The organism is Psychrobacter sp. H25, assembly GCF_059076335.1.
Genome location: NZ_JCACRV010000001.1, coordinates 1,378,184 through 1,394,972 on the forward strand (window position 1 = coordinate 1,378,184; position 16,789 = coordinate 1,394,972).

The window sequence follows — 16,789 nt, forward strand, 5'->3', positions numbered from 1 at the left end:
ATCAACTTGTAACCTAACTGAATCAAGGTCAAAGGTGATATCGAAATGTTCTGTCTACGACAGATAATTAGACTTGCATACAAACCACTTGGGTGTTGTATGGTCAAGCCAAACGAGCAATTAGTACAGGTTAGCTACACACATCGCTGTGCTTCCACACCCTGCCTATCAACGTCCTAGTCTTGAACGGCTCTTTAGGGAAATCTAATCTTGAGGTGGGCTTCCCGCTTAGATGCTTTCAGCGGTTATCCCATCCGAACGTAGCTACCGGGCAATGCCATTGGCATGACAACCCGAACACCAGTGGTTCGTCCACTCTGGTCCTCTCGTACTAGGAGCAGATCCTCTCAAATTTCCAACGCCCACGGTAGATAGGGACCGAACTGTCTCACGACGTTCTAAACCCAGCTCGCGTACCTCTTTAAATGGCGAACAGCCATACCCTTAGGACCTGCTTCAGCCCTAGGATGAGATGAGCCGACATCGAGGTGCCAAACACCGCCGTCGATATGAACTCTTGGGCGGTATCAGCCTGTTATCCCCAGAGTACCTTTTATCCGTTGAGCGATGGCCCTTCCATACAGAACCACCGGATCACTAAGACCTACTTTCGTACCTGCTCGACTTGTGGGTCTCGCAGTTAAGCGCGCTTTTGCCTTTATACTCTACGACCGATTTCCGACCGGTCTGAGCGCACCTTCGTACTCCTCCGTTACTCTTTAGGAGGAGACCGCCCCAGTCAAACTACCCACCATACATTGTCCTCGGTATTGTTATACCTGAGTTAGAACCCCAACATGACCAGGGTGGTATTTCAAGATTGGCTCCACCAAGACTAGCGTCTCGGCTTCAAAGCCTCCCACCTATCCTGCACAAGTCAGGTCAAAGTTCAATGTAAAGCTGTAGTAAAGGTTCACGGGGTCTTTCCGTCTAGCCGCGGGTACACAGCATCTTCACTGCGATTTCGATTTCACTGAGTCTCTGCTGGAGACAGCGCTGCCATCATTATGTCATTCGTGCAGGTCGGAACTTACCCGACAAGGAATTTCGCTACCTTAGGACCGTTATAGTTACGGCCGCCGTTTACTGGGGCTTCGATCAAGAGCTTCGCTTACGCTAACCCCATCAATTAACCTTCCAGCACCGGGCAGACATCACACCCTATACGTCCACTTTCGTGTTTGCAGAGTGCTGTGTTTTTAATAAACAGTTGCAGCAGCCTGGTATCTGCGACTGCCAGCAGCTCAAGGAGCAAGTCCTATCACCACCAACAGCGTACCTTCTCCCGAAGTTACGGTACCATTTTGCCTAGTTCCTTCAGCAGAGTTCTCTCAAGCGCCTTGGTATTCTCTACCTGATCACCTGTGTCGGTTTAGGGTACGATTCGTTTATAACTATTGCTTAGAAGCTTTTCCTGGAAGCATGGTATTTGCCACTTCGTCCTACAAGTAGGACTTGCTATCAGATCTCGGTATAGAATAGCCCGGATTTACCTAAGCTATAAACCTACATCCTTTCACCTGGACAACCAACGCCAGGCTGACATAACCTTCTCCGTCCCTCCATCGCATTATAAACAAGTATCGGAATATTAACCGATTTCCCATCGACTACGCCTTTCGGCCTCGCCTTAGGGGTCGACTCACCCAGCCCCGATTAACGTTGGACTGGAACCCTTGATCTTCCGGCGTGCGAGCTTTTCACTCGCATTATCGTTACTCACGTCAGCATTCGCTCTTGTGATACCTCCAGCATGCTTTACAACACACCTTCACAGGCTTACACAACGCTCCCCTACCACTTGAAAACAAATTCAAATCCGCAGCTTCGGCTCCTAGTTTGAGCCCCGTTACATCTTCCGCGCGGGCCGACTCGACTAGTGAGCTATTACGCTTTCTTTAAAGGATGGCTGCTTCTAAGCCAACCTCCTAGCTGTCTATGCCTTCCCACCTCGTTTCCCACTTAACTAGGAATTTGGGGCCTTAGCTGGCGGTCTGGGTTGTTTCCCTCTCCACAATGGACGTTAGCACCCACTGTGTGTCTCCCGGATATCACTCATCGGTATTCGGAGTTTGCATCGGTTTGGTAAGTCGGTATGACCCCCTAGCCGAAACAGTGCTCTACCCCCAATGGTGTTCGTCCGAGGCGCTACCTAAATAGCTTTCGGGGAGAACCAGCTATCACCGAGTTTGATTAGCCTTTCACCCCTATCCACAAGTCATCCCCTGGCTTTTCAACGACAGTGGGTTCGGTCCTCCGGTGCCTGTTACGGCACTTTCAACCTGCTCATGGATAGATCACTCGGTTTCGGGTCTATGCCCTGCAACTATTCGCCCTATTAAGACTCGGTTTCCCTACGGCTCCCCTAAACGGTTAACCTTGCTACAGAACATAAGTCGCTGACCCATTATACAAAAGGTACGCGGTCACCTAACAAGTAGGCTCCCACTGCTTGTACGCACACGGTTTCAGGTTCTATTTCACTCCCCTCACAGGGGTTCTTTTCGCCTTTCCCTCACGGTACTGGTTCACTATCGGTCAGTCAGGAGTATTTAGCCTTGGAGGATGGTCCCCCCATCTTCAAACAGGATTTCTCGTGCCCCGCTCTACTTAATATGTTAATGCTAATGTTTCGAATACAGGACTATCACCTACTACGGTCAGCTTTCCCACGCTGTTCTTCTACATTAGTACTAATCGGCTTCTCCCCGTTCGCTCGCCGCTACTAGGGGAATCTCAATTGATGTCTATTCCTAAGGGTACTGAGATGTTTCACTTCCCCTCGTTCGCTTCCTAATAAATTAGGATAACTAGCTTATGCTAGCTGGGTTTCCCCATTCAGAAATCTCCGGATCACAGGATATTGCCGCCTCCCCGAAGCTTATCGCAGGCTGTCACGTCTTTCATCGCCTCTGACTGCCAAGGCATCCACCATGTGCGCTTCATTACTTGACCATACAACCCCAAGTAGTCTTTCGACTCCAAAGTGTCATACAATCTAATTATGATAACGATATCACCTATGTTTATACGCTTGATTCAGTTCTCTTTACTTTTTTAATAACTCACCCCTGGGATAACAACTGATGTCGTTAAGAGGTGAGTTATTAAGGTTAAGAAGTACGCGTGAACACGCTCTTCCTAACCCAGACTCATATCTATGTTTTTAAATAGTCTCTATGCTCTCGTCGAGTCACAGATTCTGTATAAAACAGAAAGAAGTAATCGTGTCTTTATTCAAAGATGAATCACTTGTTTCTATTTGATACCTATTTTTATTTAGCACTCTAAGCTTAACTAAAGTAGTGGTGGAGCCAAACGGAGTCGAACCGTTGACCTCCTGCGTGCAAGGCAGGCGCTCTACCAACTGAGCTATGGCCCCATTATATAAATGGTGGGTCTAAGTGGACTCGAACCACTGACCCCCGCGTTATCAACACGGTGCTCTAACCAGCTGAGCTACAGACCCTAATACGTCCTAAAACGTAAGCTTAAACTAAAGAACAACTTGTTGTGAATTCTTGCTGACCGAATGCTGTCTATAAGGAGGTGATCCAGCCGCAGGTTCCCCTACGGCTACCTTGTTACGACTTCACCCCAGTCATCAACCACACCGTGGTGAACGCTCCCCCGAAGGTTAAGCTATCCACTTCTGGTGCAATCAACTCCCATGGTGTGACGGGCGGTGTGTACAAGGCCCGGGAACGTATTCACCGCGGCATTCTGATCCGCGATTACTAGCGATTCCTACTTCATGGAGTCGAGTTGCAGACTCCAATCTGGACTACGATAGGCTTTTTGAGATTCGCATCACATCGCTGTGTAGCTGCCCTCTGTACCTACCATTGTAGCACGTGTGTAGCCCTGGTCGTAAGGGCCATGATGACTTGACGTCGTCCCCGCCTTCCTCCAGTTTGTCACTGGCAGTATCCTTAGAGTTCCCGGCTTAACCCGCTGGTAACTAAGGACAAGGGTTGCGCTCGTTGCGGGACTTAACCCAACATCTCACGACACGAGCTGACGACAGCCATGCAGCACCTGTATTCTAATTCCCGAAGGCACTCCCGCATCTCTGCAGGATTCTAGATATGTCAAGACCAGGTAAGGTTCTTCGCGTTGCATCGAATTAAACCACATGCTCCACCGCTTGTGCGGGCCCCCGTCAATTCATTTGAGTTTTAACCTTGCGGCCGTACTCCCCAGGCGGTCTACTTATTGCGTTAGCTGCGTCACTAAGTCCTCAAGGGACCCAACGACTAGTAGACATCGTTTACGGCGTGGACTACCAGGGTATCTAATCCTGTTTGCTACCCACGCTTTCGAGCCTCAGTGTCAGTATGATGCCAGGAAGCTGCCTTCGCCATCGGTATTCCTTCAGATCTCTACGCATTTCACCGCTACACCTGAAATTCTACTTCCCTCTCACCTACTCTAGCCTAACAGTTTCAGATGCAGTTCCCAGGTTAAGCCCGGGGATTTCACATCTGACTTATCAAGCCACCTACGCTCGCTTTACGCCCAGTAATTCCGATTAACGCTTGCACCCTCTGTATTACCGCGGCTGCTGGCACAGAGTTAGCCGGTGCTTATTCTGCAGCTAATGTCATCGTCTCCGGGTATTAACCGAAGAGTCTTCTTCACTGCTTAAAGTGCTTTACAACCAAAAGGCCTTCTTCACACACGCGGCATGGCTGGATCAGGGTTTCCCCCATTGTCCAATATTCCCCACTGCTGCCTCCCGTAGGAGTCCGGGCCGTGTCTCAGTCCCGGTGTGGCTGATCATCCTCTCAGACCAGCTACAGATCGTCGCCATGGTAGGCCTTTACCCCACCATCTAGCTAATCCGACTTAGGCTCATCTAATAGCGAGAGCAACAAGTTGCCCCCTTTCTCCCGTAGGACGTATGCGGTATTAATACGAGTTTCCCCGTGCTATCCCCCACTACTAGGTAGATTCCTAAGTATTACTCACCCGTCCGCCGCTCGACGCCTGGTAGCAAGCTACCATCGTTTCCGCTCGACTTGCATGTGTTAAGCCTGCCGCCAGCGTTCAATCTGAGCCATGATCAAACTCTTCAGTTTAATCTTGCTATGAAGCTCTTTAAAGAAGCTTCTAAACTTGGCTCATCTAATCTGGCAAAATCGCTAAAAATTATGTTCGTAATGAATTAACTTTGAGTTTTTCTGCTGTCTTAAATGATAATTTTTATAGTTAATAATCTTCCCGAAAAGAAAAGATAGTCAACTTTATTTTTTAGCATTCTGAATCAGCAAAAATCCACACAAGTTGTTCTTTAGTTATGCTTTTAAATAGTCTCAATCACTGTCGTCCAGTCATCGATATATAGGGTATTTCTTTTGCCATCTAGCCAATCCGTCTCCGGTTAAGCTATCTAGCGAGCCGACTATCTTATCATAATGATTTGATTTGTCAAGACTTTTTATAATTTGTTTCACCAGGTTAACTGCGTTATTAATATGTAATTTACATATTAGTCACCGCTTGTCCGTCTGATGAGGGCGTATTATAGACGCTTTATTTGTTTAGTCAAGAAGTATTTTTAATTTAATTCAAACAATCTACATCGTTCAAATCAGTAAACCACTTCCCTTTCGACTGGGTGGCATTATACGCATATCTATTAAGAATGCAAGGGAAGTCTATAAACAATATTTGTCGCTTTCTATTAGCAGGACTTTACCCACCTAAATTGTTTCTATGACTATAGAACTCTCTAAGTAAGCTTTTATATCTACAGATTATGCCTTTTCATCACAATGAATTTTTTAGTCCATTATATAGAGCGCATAAAAAAGGCACTTACCTGATAGTAAGTGCCTTTCGATATATACATTAGAAATATTGTTAGCCTTTTACTTTTGTCTTAATCGTAGTAACGATGCCTGATAGCGCATATATGATACCAATAGCTAAGATACCAACTGGAATATCATAAAGTACGATACTCATAACCAGTACACCAATGATAAGAACGACAAAAGGCACTTTCTTTTTATCAAATTCCTTAAAGCTATAATATTTGACATTACTGACCATGAGCAAACCGCAAATCACTACCCATGCTGCAAACAAGAACATGACAGCGGTATCATATTGCCCAATCCACTCGTTGTGATCTACTGCAACCATAACAGCAGAGGTTACCAAGATAGCTGCAAGCGGACTTGCCAATCCAACAAAATATTTTTTGTCCACAGCGCCAATCTGCACATTGAATCGCGCCAAACGAAAGGCACCGCAAGCGGTAAACACAAAAGCACAGCCGAGACCAATGCGTCCCAATGGCTGTAGTGCAAAACTATAAATCAAAATAGCAGGTGCCACGCCAAACGCTAGCATATCGGCTAATGAATCATACTGTTCACCAAATGGGCTTTGCGCATTTAGCATACGAGCAACGCGACCATCTGCCCCGTCTAAAATAGCAGATAAGAAGATTGCTAAAGAAGCTTTGTAAAACTCACCTTGCGTGCTCGCCAAAATCGAGTAAAAGCCTGACAGTAGCGATAAGGTAGTGATCAGATTGGGTGCCAAATAAACACCGCGACTGACGACTCGCTTACCTTCAGCCACTTCAGCTTCAACGACTTCAAAGGTCAAGCCATCATAGTTATCGTTGTTTGCTAAGCGTATATTAAAATCATGCTCATCCACGAACGGTGGCTGAGTGGCTGCATTATCTTGCAATAAACCGTCATTCACTGTCTCACTATGGGATTGGCCAGTAGGTGGTTGCACATTTGTCATCTTAATATCCTTATTGGCCGCTACTGCTATTCACTGACACCGTTATTTGCTGACGCTTTTATTCGCCAACGAGCCAGCGCACATTGGTCGCGCTATCAGGTGTCAAGTCTGGCGCGTCCTCTACTTTTAGTACTGGCTGCAAGAAACGTAATATCTCACGTGCATGGTTATCAAACTGCCATGGTGGATTGATAACCAGCAGACCGGTACCGTTCAGACCAACCGCAACATCATTAGGATAAATATTTAGCTCACAAACCAGCTGACGTCTCATTTCAGTACGTTTGAGCTTTTTATAAAAAAGCTCTACGGCTTCGATGTTTTTGATTGGGAACCAAAGCGCATAAGTGCCTTGTGGCCATTTGTTATAAGCCGCAACCAATAAATCGATGAGGCGCGTAAAATCTTTGTGCTCCTGCTCATAAGGCGGATCAAGGAAAATCAAACCGCGCTTTTCTTTTGGTGGAATAACAGCGGTGATACCTTCAAAAGCATCACGATGCTGGATACCAATTGGCAGCTTATGTAGCTGATAGTTCAACGCATCGTATTCAGTCGCTTTGGCTTCAAAAGCCTCAGCACGCACGCCAGCATCAGGCTTTTTAGCCGCGCTTTTTTCGACGTGATGGGCTACCCACCATGGCGAACCAGGGTAGACTTTATTATCATATGTGAATTTGGCTTGTTTGATGCCTTCCATATAATCTTTGACAGCAGCTGGTGCTTTTTCAGTATCTGCTTTCAAAAAAGCTTGAATACCGCCTTTAGCCTCACCTGTCTTACGTGATTCTTCACTACTCAGTGAATATAGTCCACGGCCGCCATAAGCGTCAAGCACATAAAACGGTTTGTTTTTCTGCCCCAGTTGGTTAAGCAGTTGTACCAATAAAATGTGTTTAACCACATCAGCAAAGTTACCAGCGTGGTAGGCGTGTTTATAGTTCATAATCTCAAAAGTTTAAATAAGAAAAATTGCATCTATGGTAGCATAGGCAGAGTAAAAGATAATGTGGTTTTAGTAAGTGCTTTCAATAAAAACGCATTGAATGACGGTATATTGACAGCTGATTGATAATAATGAGATGAAATGACGCAGATTATTAGCAACTTGAGCACGACAGAGCTGGTCGTTGATCGTCCTATCGGTCAGGACAATCCGCCATTACTGCTGCCAGACACTCATAATGATAGCCAAGAAATTCCTACTCAGCACGTATTGCAAATGTCTGACTTTGCGGTGGACTGGGAACAAAAGCTAACGGACCAAAAACTTGATACCTTTGTCAGTGAGGGCTGGCTGATCATTGATGAGGTTTTTGATAGTACCGCATTGCTCGCGCTACAAGCAGAAAGCGGTTTTATTGACTATCGTGATGCAGAGCTGACCGCTGGCGTTCGCATCAGCGATATCCGCGGTGATAGAATACGCTGGATCACCGAAGACTTTTTTGCAGGCTATTACTATATACAAAGCATCAATGCGCTGGCTTCATTATTTAATCGTAGCTTGTTCGCAGGTATTCGCCATAGTGAAGCGCATTATGCGTGTTATCCAACTGGCTTTGGTTATAAATGGCATAGCGACAACCCTGCTGGGCGCGATGAACGAGTGATCTCGGCAGTGTTTTATCTTAATGATGATTGGGAAACAACTGACGGTGGCGCGTTAGAAGTCGTGGATAAATATGGTGTTCACCATGAAGTGATGCCAGTTGCCAATAGACTCATTATCTTTGACAGCGACCTACGACATCAAGTGCAAACTGCCTATCGCCAACGCTACTCTATTGCCACTTGGATGCGCCGTGATGGCCTTGTTCCCTTTGTCGAAGTAGAAGTTTAACACCTACCCTTCTTTACTCATTTATATTAAATATTTTAATTATTATACAAAAGGCTTATTTATGTCTGACTCTTACAACCAAACAAGCACGTCTCAACAAACGACTCATCAGCAAGCAACCTTAGATTTGAGTATTGCGCTGTTAGAGCGCCCTTCAGTGACTCCAGACGATGATGGTTGCCAAGATATATTGTCAGAGCGTTTGGAGCAAGCAGGCTTTGATTGCGAGTTTATGTACTACGGTGATAGACAAGCAAAGGGCGAGCATGCTGAAGTCAAAAACTTGTGGGCGCGCCGTGGCACGACGGATCCCGTCATTTGTTTTGCTGGTCATACAGATGTGGTGCCAACAGGTGATGAGAAAAACTGGACATACCCTCCGTTTACCCCAACTATCGCTGATGGATATCTATGGGCACGCGGTGCCGCTGATATGAAGACCGGCATTGCTGCCTTTACTATCGCAGCTGAACGCTTCGTCGCCAATCATCCTGAGCACAATGGTTCAATTGCTTTTTTAATCACCTCAGATGAAGAAGGGCCGTCAATCAATGGCACGGTCAAAGTTATCGAAACCTTAGAGGCGCGGCAAGAAAAAATTACCTACTGTCTCGTTGGTGAGCCATCAAGTACCGATACGTTAGGCGATATCATCAAGAACGGTCGTCGTGGTTCATTGGGTGCAGAGCTTACGGTCACAGGTAAGCAAGGTCACGTTGCCTATCCACATCTGGCATCTAATCCGATTCATGCGGCGATGTCTGCCCTTGCGGAGCTAACGTCGACTGCATGGGACAATGGCAATGACTACTTCCCAGCCACGTCATTGCAAATATCAAACATCAACGGTGGCACAGGTGCAACCAATGTCATCCCTGAAACGTTAGACGTTGTCTTTAACTTCCGTTTTTCAACTGAAACCACTGAAGATGAACTAAAGGCAAAAACGCATGCTATTTTTGACAAATATTTTGCTGATAGCAAGGCAAACTACGATATTCATTGGAAATTATCTGGCCAACCGTTTTTGACCCCTGAAGGAAAACTGGTCTCGGCATGTCAAAACGCCATCAAAAAAGTCACCGATGTCGATACTACGCTATCAACTTCTGGCGGTACGTCTGATGGTCGCTTCATCGCACCAACTGGTGCCCAAGTCGTCGAGCTTGGCGTGCGTAATGCGACGATTCATCAAGTTGATGAAAAAGTAGAAGTCGATGATTTGGGTAAACTGGCACAGATTTATGAAGGGATTTTAGAAAATTTATTGTTAGATTAATTACTGAGATTCAAAGTAAAAAGCGCCACATCGTATGCGAATGTGGCGCTTTTTTGTGTCCTTATATACTAGCTTGCTTTTATAAAGGATATAACAACTCTATTCAATACCAATATAAACATCGACTTGACCATACTCTAAATTGCCACCGATATAATGCTCAAAATCCACATTAAACGTTCGGGTATGCTCACAGTCTGCCGTATTGAAGTACTCCCAAGCACTCTCCCATGCATTCATGACGGTATTAGGCATGTGCCCTTCTTCAGAAAACACCAAGTATTTTCCTGCAGGTATATTTACTTCTACCACATCACTCATGTTAGCCGCAATTTTACTGTCTGAGCTGTCTAATTGACCATCTTGCTCGCTAGCAGTTTTCCAGCTGGCAACAACATCAAACGCCCCTGCTAGATCATCGCTTTCGTAGTTATGATAGATGCCATAGATATCTTCACCTTCAGGCAGTTCACCCGCATAATTTTGGTAGAACTTTTGCCATAATCTGCCCAGTTTGGCAGTGTCATGGCTAATCTCAGCGTTATTGGTGGTACGCACGCTGATACCGCTACACGCTATCGCTTCTGGTAGCTCTTTAATTTGTGATGTCATGATGCGGCCCTTTATATCTGTTGGTTTAATTTCTTATTTATAGTTATGCTTACAGACTAAGTCGATTAGTCTGCTTCATCGATCCAGTTCATTTGAATGGCTTCTAAAATGCCTTCATTTGAGCGTTGTGGATCATCATCGAAGCCTTCAAGCTCAGTCACCCAGCGGTGCAAATCGGTAAAGCGTATGTACTGCGGATCAGTCTCAGGAAACTTTTCATATAGCTCAATTGCGATATCTAAGCTGTCTGTCCATTTTAATTTTTGCGGGATCATAACGGTACCTTATTCTTTGATGGTTTTGAAATAGTTATTTTAAACACAGTACAGTCGCCTTGAGACCGACGACTTTATGGGTTCTATCCTACCAAAATTTATCAAATGATTATAGCCAAGTTGCTTTGCGACACTGTTTTCGGTGCGGTTTCTTGGTACTGTTTTTGGTGTCCTTTATGCTGACTTGGCTGATTTGACAGCGACTTGGTGCTCGTTCCATGTGTTAATGGTATCCGTCAATTGCTCACCTGTCATATCTAGCACCTCTGGTGTACGCATACCGGTATCATCGGTAAATACAAATTTAGTCATACCAACGCCCATCAACTGGTTTTTTACAAAAAAGCGATGCTCAAAATAGACGTACTTATGATCCCAGCCTGCAACTGCACTGCTCAGCGTCATCTTGTCCAAAAATTTAATTTGCTTGAGATAAATCATCTCCTGCATGGCAATGACCCAGTTTAAAGGTTTGATGCCTTTTTGATGACAGCATGCCTTTACCCAACGTGTCACGTTTAATTCAATAAAAGACAGATAACGATAATTGGGCAGATGATCACGGAAACCCATGTCATGGGGCAATACGCGATAATGACGGACGGTCGGCGCGGTTAATGTCTCTAAGCTAATTGTTTCGCTTGTCGGTTGATGCTTGAGCTGTTGTTTGAGCAAACTGACCATAATAAAAAAACGCAGTAACATATTCATAAATCTTTCTCTTATTTCATTGTATTTATAAGTGCTGATGATAGTAGACATTGACACCAGCTTATAATCCCGCCATAAACGCAGGCCACTTTAACGCAAAAAAAGCCACCTGAGTGACTTTCTTTGTTTGGCTTTGTTTGGCTTATAGGTAAATGCTTATGATCAAACACATGCCTTAGCGATTAGTGACCACCACCATTGATACTACGTACCATCTCTTCTACCATTTTCTTGGCATCACCAAAGATCATCATGGTTTTATCCATGTAGAACAAGCTGTTGTCTAGACCGGCGTAACCCGTGCTCATTGAGCGTTTGATAACCATAACCGTTTGGGCTTTGCTGGCTTCTAAAATAGGCATACCAAAAATAGGCGACGTCGGATCATCTTTTGCAGATGGGTTTACAACATCGTTTGCACCGATAACTAGAACCACATCGGTACTCGCGAAGTCTGAGTTGATCTCATCCATCTCTAGAATATCATCATAAGGCACGTCAGCTTCTGCCAATAGTACGTTCATATGACCTGGCATACGACCAGCGACAGGATGAATCGCAAAACGAACATTGACGCCTTCTTCTTTAAGTAGCTCGTATAGCTCTTTTACTGCATTCTGCGCACGGCCCTGTGCCATACCATAACCCGGTACGATAACCACGTTGCTGGCATTAGACATAAGGAACCCTGCGTCTTCTGCTGATCCTGCTTTGTAGTTCTTGGGTGCACCATCATCGCCGCCTGCGGCAACAGCGCCTGTACCCATACCACCGAACAACACATTGAGTAATGAGCGGTTCATGGCTTTACACATGATGTAAGACAAGATCGCACCTGATGAACCGACCAGCGAACCTGCGATAATCAACATTGAGTTGCCAAGGGTAAAGCCAATACCCGCTGCCGCCCAACCAGAAAACGAGTTCAATAGTGATACCACCACTGGCATATCACCGCCACCGATTGGCGCAATCCACATCCAACCAAAGATAACCGCAATCACTGCCATTGTATAAAACGCTGGTAATGAGTCTGTGACGAAATATACGCCGCCGAAACCAATCATAGCAATGAACAGTAATGCTTGAACCGGTTTTACCCAGCCGCCGACCAGTGTCTTGGCCCAGCTTTTTGCTGCCAGTTTACCAAAGGCAAAAACAGATGCTGAGAATGTGATCGCACCAATAAAGCAACCGATAAATAACTCAACACGGGCCACCGCGCCATGCTGCTGCTCAGTATGTAATACTGTGGCGAGGGCAATCGCTACCGCTGCCAAACCGACGAATGAATGCATCAACGCAACGGTTTCTGGCATCTGTGTCATCGCGACTGTTTTTGCTTTCCACATACCAACGAGGGCGCCTAAAATCATTGCCCCGATAATGAGCCAAAGCACAGGACCTTCTGCTAAAAAGAACGTCGTCACAACAGCGATAGCCATCGCTGCCATACCGAAACGATTACCACGGATAGCGGTTTTTGGGCTAGATAGACCACGTAGCGTTAATACAAAGAGGATGGCACCAACTAGGTAGAACCAATCAGCATTTGCCGCAATCATTGTTGAAAAATCATTCATGCGTCACCTCCAGTTTCTGTTGCTACTGGTGCTTTTTTTGCTTTGGGTTTGAACATCGCAAGCATACGCTCGGTCACCGCAAAGCCACCAAAAATATTTATACTGGCCAAAAATACAGCAAAGGCACCAAGCAAACTGGTTGGTGTGAACATCGAGCCGTCAATATGAACGGTCTGCAGCATCGCACCTACGATGACAATACTTGATAATGCATTGGTTACCGCCATCAAGGGCGTATGCAATGCAGGGGTAACGCCCCAAACGACGTAATATCCGACAAAAATAGCGAGTACAAATACGGTGAAAATCGCTACAAATGGTGTGCTACTCATGGCCGCACCAGCTGGCGCTGCAGCTAAAATAGTGGCAATCATCTTATCCTCCTAAAAATTTATTCATTACTGGCAAATGTATAGTGACAAAACATATCGTGATAGGCAGTCGAACCTAGCGCTTGGCTAGTCGTACCTGACTGTCATGTGTCACTGCCAGTGCGCCCTGAATTTCGTCTTCCATGTCTAAGTTAAGCGAAAGGTCGTTTGCTGGCGCGTCATCGCTAGCAGGCTTGATCAACGTCGTGATAAAGTTGACAAGGTTATTGGCATATAGATCTGATGACTGCGCTGCAAGCATCGATGGGATGTTGGCAGCACCAACAATACGTACGCCGTTATCTGTGGTGACGGTCTCGTTAGGTAGACTGCCTTCGACGTTACCACCGGTACCAGCAGCCATATCGATCAGGACTGAGCCTGCCTTCATTTTGGCAAGCGTTGTCCCGTGTACGAGACGCGGTGCTTGACGACCAGGAATCTGCGCGGTTGTGATGACAATGTCAGCATTGCTGAGTGCTTTATCAACGACAGCGGCTTGATCTTTGATGTATTGCTCTGATGGTGTCCACGCATAGCCGCCTGTTGCTTTGGCTTTTTGCGCTTCGTCTTCACTCATTGGTACATCAAGCCATTTTCCGCCAAGTGATTCGACCTGTTCTTTTGCCGCAGGGCGCAAATCGCTGGCTTCTACGACGGCACCCAAACGTTTTGCGGTGGCGATCGCCTGTAGGCCCGCAACACCAACGCCTAAGATAACCACTTTGGCTGGCTTGACCGTACCCGCTGAAGTCATAAACATTGGAAATGGACGAGAGTATTCATTGGCTGCTAGCAGCACTGCTTTGTAGCCGGCGAGGTTGGCCTGTGATGACAAGACGTCCATGTTTTGGGCACGTGAAAGCGTACGTGGCAACAATTCCATAGCAAAAGCGGTTGTGCCTTTGGATGCATAAGTGTCAAGCTGAGTATTGCGATAAGGGTCCAACATGCCAATGACGATCTGACCCGATGATAGGCTTTGGGTAGCCTCCGTCGGCAAGTCATTGACGGTGGTAATAATTTGAGACTGGGTAATGACCTCGGTGCTGCTATTGGCAATATCGGCACCAGCAGCCTGATACATGTCGTCAGCATAGTATGCTGCTTGACCGGCACCTGACTGTATGACGACCTCAAACCCAAGTTTACGCAATTTTTTGACCGCGTCTGGGGTTAGTGCGACACGGCTTTCGCTCGCGATATCTGCACTGATTACACCGATTTTCATATCGTCTCCTTACTTATATATAATGACTTACCCTTAATACCCTCAACGCATTTTCAAAAAGCACAGGGGACAAAAAACCCTTATTCCATGACTTATTTACTATCAAGAATAAAGACTATCAATTTAATAAATGATGGATTGTTTACCATCATGTCTTTTTATTATAGAGACAACACCCAACAATTTTCATTGTCTAATGATGACCCACAAGTAAAATAAAAATTTTGGGATTTATACCATTGGCATACTTTTTGTTGTTATATTGAACGTATCATCTTTTTCAGAATTCTTTAGACCTTGTACTATATGGCTTGCCATCGCTAGTGAGCCGACTTTGCACATGCTCATAACCTGATAGATAACATCAAGAAAACATAAAAAACCAAGGCTAAGTCAAGTTAAAATCCCATGTATCGTATAATAAGAACGCTTGACACCCAGAGCGGTTGGTCATCGACTCACTATAATAAGGAATAATCATGTATTTTTTACTCTCCCCTGCCAAATCTTTGAATGAGACAGACGATGTACCTGTGAATCTCGGTAACTACTATGGTCAGCCAGAGCTTATCGAGCACTCTCAGGCATTAATGAAAATACTAAAGTCAAAAGAGCCCGTTGATTTACAAGAATTGATGAGTATCTCTGACGATCTTGCCCAGCTCAATGCGGCGCGTAATCAGCAATGGAGCTGGAGCAAAGACAAGCCATTTACCGATGACAGCACTGACGACGCTAACAATGCAGCCAAGCCTGCAGGGTATTTATTCGACGGCGATGTCTATACTGGTCTTGATATGTATCATATGGATAAAGATACCGCCATCTATGTTAATGAGCATCTGGGGATTTTGTCTGGGTTATACGGTGTGTTAAAGCCACTGGATCTTATCCAGCCTTATCGCTTGGAGATGGGTACCAAGCTTAAAAACGAACGTGGTGATAATTTATATGAGTTTTGGGGCGAGGAAGTGACTGACGTTATCAATACTCGTATGGCAGATAGCGATGATCAGGTTTTGATCAATCTGGCGTCGAATGAATATTTTAAAGCAGTAAAAAAGAAAGCGCTGAATGCGGATATTATCACGCCACGATTTGAAGACGAGAAAAATGGTCAATACAAGGTCATTAGCTTTTATGCCAAAAAGGCACGCGGCTTGATGGTCAAGTACGCAGCAGACAATAAGCTCACTACTGCTGAGCAGCTAAAGCAGTTTGATTTGGCAGGCTATTACTATTGTGAAGAAGCATCTGATAATAAGACGTGGACGTTTAGACGAGATGCGGCGGATCAGTAACTTGATATAAAAACGATATTTACTACAGTCACTAGAAGTCACTAAAAGCATTTCGTTCAGTGCTTCTAGTGACTTCATAAAATATCTCTTAGTTAAACGTATGGATAGTTAAACGTATGAACGGATTACAACAATCCTTCTTGTACCATCATTTCCTGTACCGAGGCGCGGTTCAGCATGGCTTGATAGTGTGCATTTAGGTGTGTCCAATCTTGTGCTCGACTGGAATATCGCTGACTCCAGAGAGCAACCATAAATAAATGAAAATCAGCCCCACTTAGTTTATCGCCCAACAACCATGGACCGTTATTAGCTAACTCCTTTTCAACAAGATCCCAGCATTGGATTAGCGTTTCATTTGCTTTGTCTTTTACTTGCTGCAAATTTTTCTCGCCACTGATGTACTGCTCAGGATGTGCCCAGCGATTAGCGGCTTCTTGTAGTGTAGAAGACATCCAGAACAAATACTGGTAATAGACACCGCGCCTAGCCGATCCTGTGTCAGGCGCTAGCCCAGACTCAGGATGCTGATCTAGTACATACATTAAAATTGCCGCAGACTCATAAATGATCTGTCCCTGATGCACTAACGTAGGTACTTTACCATTTGGATTGATGGCTAGATATTCAGCTGATTTTTGCATGTTTTTAGAGAGGTCTATTTCTATCATTTCATAAGACGCGCCTAGCTCTTCAAAGACAGCATGGGTCGCCATGTTAGCGCCGCCCTTATCCCAATATAAAGTATAAATAGTCGTGTCCTTCTTGCTGTGGCGATTATCGAATAAAACCATTGTACTAAGTTATAAAAATTA

General features: G+C 45.3%; 12 protein-coding genes, 2 tRNA genes and 2 rRNA genes. 3 read left to right on the top strand and 13 right to left on the bottom strand.

Translation table 11 applies throughout. The features are described 5' to 3' along the window. Window positions 1–99: 99 nt before the first annotated feature. The 6 genes from AC5JPO_RS05395 to AC5JPO_RS05420 all read right to left on the bottom strand — a co-directional run bounded on the left by AC5JPO_RS05395 (window position 100) and on the right by AC5JPO_RS05420 (window position 7,714). A 23S ribosomal RNA gene (locus tag AC5JPO_RS05395) occupies window positions 100–2,955 on the bottom strand. Between the two features lie 351 nt (window positions 2,956–3,306). After that, a tRNA-Ala gene (locus AC5JPO_RS05400) sits at window positions 3,307–3,382 on the bottom strand. Between the two features lie 10 nt (window positions 3,383–3,392). After that, window positions 3,393–3,469: transfer RNA gene (locus AC5JPO_RS05405), tRNA-Ile, on the bottom strand. Between the two features lie 73 nt (window positions 3,470–3,542). Beyond that, window positions 3,543–5,081: ribosomal RNA gene (locus tag AC5JPO_RS05410) — 16S ribosomal RNA — on the bottom strand. Together the 16S and 23S rRNA genes with 2 tRNA genes alongside form the textbook arrangement of a ribosomal RNA operon. Before the next feature lie 784 nt (window positions 5,082–5,865). After that, on the bottom strand, window positions 5,866–6,768 hold the full coding sequence (gene pssA / locus AC5JPO_RS05415) for a CDP-diacylglycerol--serine O-phosphatidyltransferase (protein WP_493853485.1): 903 nt from the start codon (window positions 6,766–6,768) through the stop codon (window positions 5,866–5,868). Window positions 6,769–6,826: 58 nt separating this feature from the next. Further along, the gene (locus AC5JPO_RS05420; RefSeq protein ID WP_319052029.1) at window positions 6,827–7,714 is read right to left on the bottom strand and encodes a 23S rRNA (adenine(2030)-N(6))-methyltransferase RlmJ; all 888 of its coding nucleotides are present in this window, start codon (window positions 7,712–7,714) and stop codon (window positions 6,827–6,829) included. Between the two features lie 141 nt (window positions 7,715–7,855). Between AC5JPO_RS05420 and AC5JPO_RS05425 the strand changes: the two genes are divergently transcribed. Together AC5JPO_RS05425 and dapE are read left to right on the top strand one after the other, a co-directional pair. Next, the gene (locus tag AC5JPO_RS05425; RefSeq protein ID WP_493853486.1) at window positions 7,856–8,611 is read left to right on the top strand and encodes a 2OG-Fe(II) oxygenase; all 756 of its coding nucleotides are present in this window, start codon (window positions 7,856–7,858) and stop codon (window positions 8,609–8,611) included. A gap of 61 nt (window positions 8,612–8,672) precedes the next feature. After that, window positions 8,673–9,890, top strand: coding sequence for a succinyl-diaminopimelate desuccinylase (gene dapE / locus AC5JPO_RS05430; RefSeq protein ID WP_493853487.1), 1,218 nt, complete (start codon window positions 8,673–8,675; stop codon window positions 9,888–9,890). Window positions 9,891–9,989: 99 nt separating this feature from the next. On the opposite strand, the gene AC5JPO_RS05435 is transcribed toward dapE, so the two are convergent. From AC5JPO_RS05435 to AC5JPO_RS05460, 6 genes are all read right to left on the bottom strand, one after another. After that, window positions 9,990–10,502, bottom strand: a complete 513-nt coding sequence (locus AC5JPO_RS05435) for a GyrI-like domain-containing protein (RefSeq protein WP_493853488.1) — start codon at window positions 10,500–10,502, stop codon at window positions 9,990–9,992. 65 nt (window positions 10,503–10,567) lie between these two features. Further along, window positions 10,568–10,777 (bottom strand): Fe-S cluster assembly protein IscX, encoded by a 210-nt coding sequence (gene iscX / locus AC5JPO_RS05440; RefSeq protein ID WP_201572234.1) that lies wholly within the window; start codon window positions 10,775–10,777, stop codon window positions 10,568–10,570. 174 nt (window positions 10,778–10,951) lie between these two features. Then, complete coding sequence (locus tag AC5JPO_RS05445) at window positions 10,952–11,488, bottom strand: acyl-CoA thioesterase (protein WP_493853489.1); 537 nt, start codon at window positions 11,486–11,488, stop codon at window positions 10,952–10,954. Window positions 11,489–11,670: 182 nt separating this feature from the next. Continuing rightward, a complete protein-coding gene (locus AC5JPO_RS05450; RefSeq protein WP_443526898.1) occupies window positions 11,671–13,071 on the bottom strand; it encodes an NAD(P)(+) transhydrogenase (Re/Si-specific) subunit beta in 1,401 nt (466 codons plus the stop codon). Continuing rightward, on the bottom strand, window positions 13,068–13,403 hold the full coding sequence (locus tag AC5JPO_RS05455; protein ID WP_493854012.1) for a proton-translocating transhydrogenase family protein: 336 nt from the start codon (window positions 13,401–13,403) through the stop codon (window positions 13,068–13,070). The genes AC5JPO_RS05450 and AC5JPO_RS05455 overlap by 4 nt, the downstream gene beginning before the upstream one ends. Before the next feature lie 115 nt (window positions 13,404–13,518). Then, a complete protein-coding gene (locus tag AC5JPO_RS05460; protein ID WP_493853490.1) occupies window positions 13,519–14,673 on the bottom strand; it encodes a Re/Si-specific NAD(P)(+) transhydrogenase subunit alpha in 1,155 nt (384 codons plus the stop codon). Between the two features lie 479 nt (window positions 14,674–15,152). Between AC5JPO_RS05460 and yaaA the strand changes: the two genes are divergently transcribed. Then, a complete protein-coding gene (yaaA, locus tag AC5JPO_RS05465) occupies window positions 15,153–15,974 on the top strand; it encodes a peroxide stress protein YaaA (RefSeq protein ID WP_493853491.1) in 822 nt (273 codons plus the stop codon). A 125-nt stretch (window positions 15,975–16,099) separates the two neighbouring features. Here the strand turns inward: yaaA and AC5JPO_RS05470 are convergent, their stop codons facing one another. Further along, window positions 16,100–16,768 carry a glutathione S-transferase family protein gene (locus AC5JPO_RS05470; RefSeq protein WP_493853492.1) on the bottom strand — a complete coding sequence of 223 codons (669 nt, stop codon included), beginning with the start codon at window positions 16,766–16,768 and terminating at the stop codon, window positions 16,100–16,102. Between the last annotated feature and the right edge of the window lie 21 nt (window positions 16,769–16,789).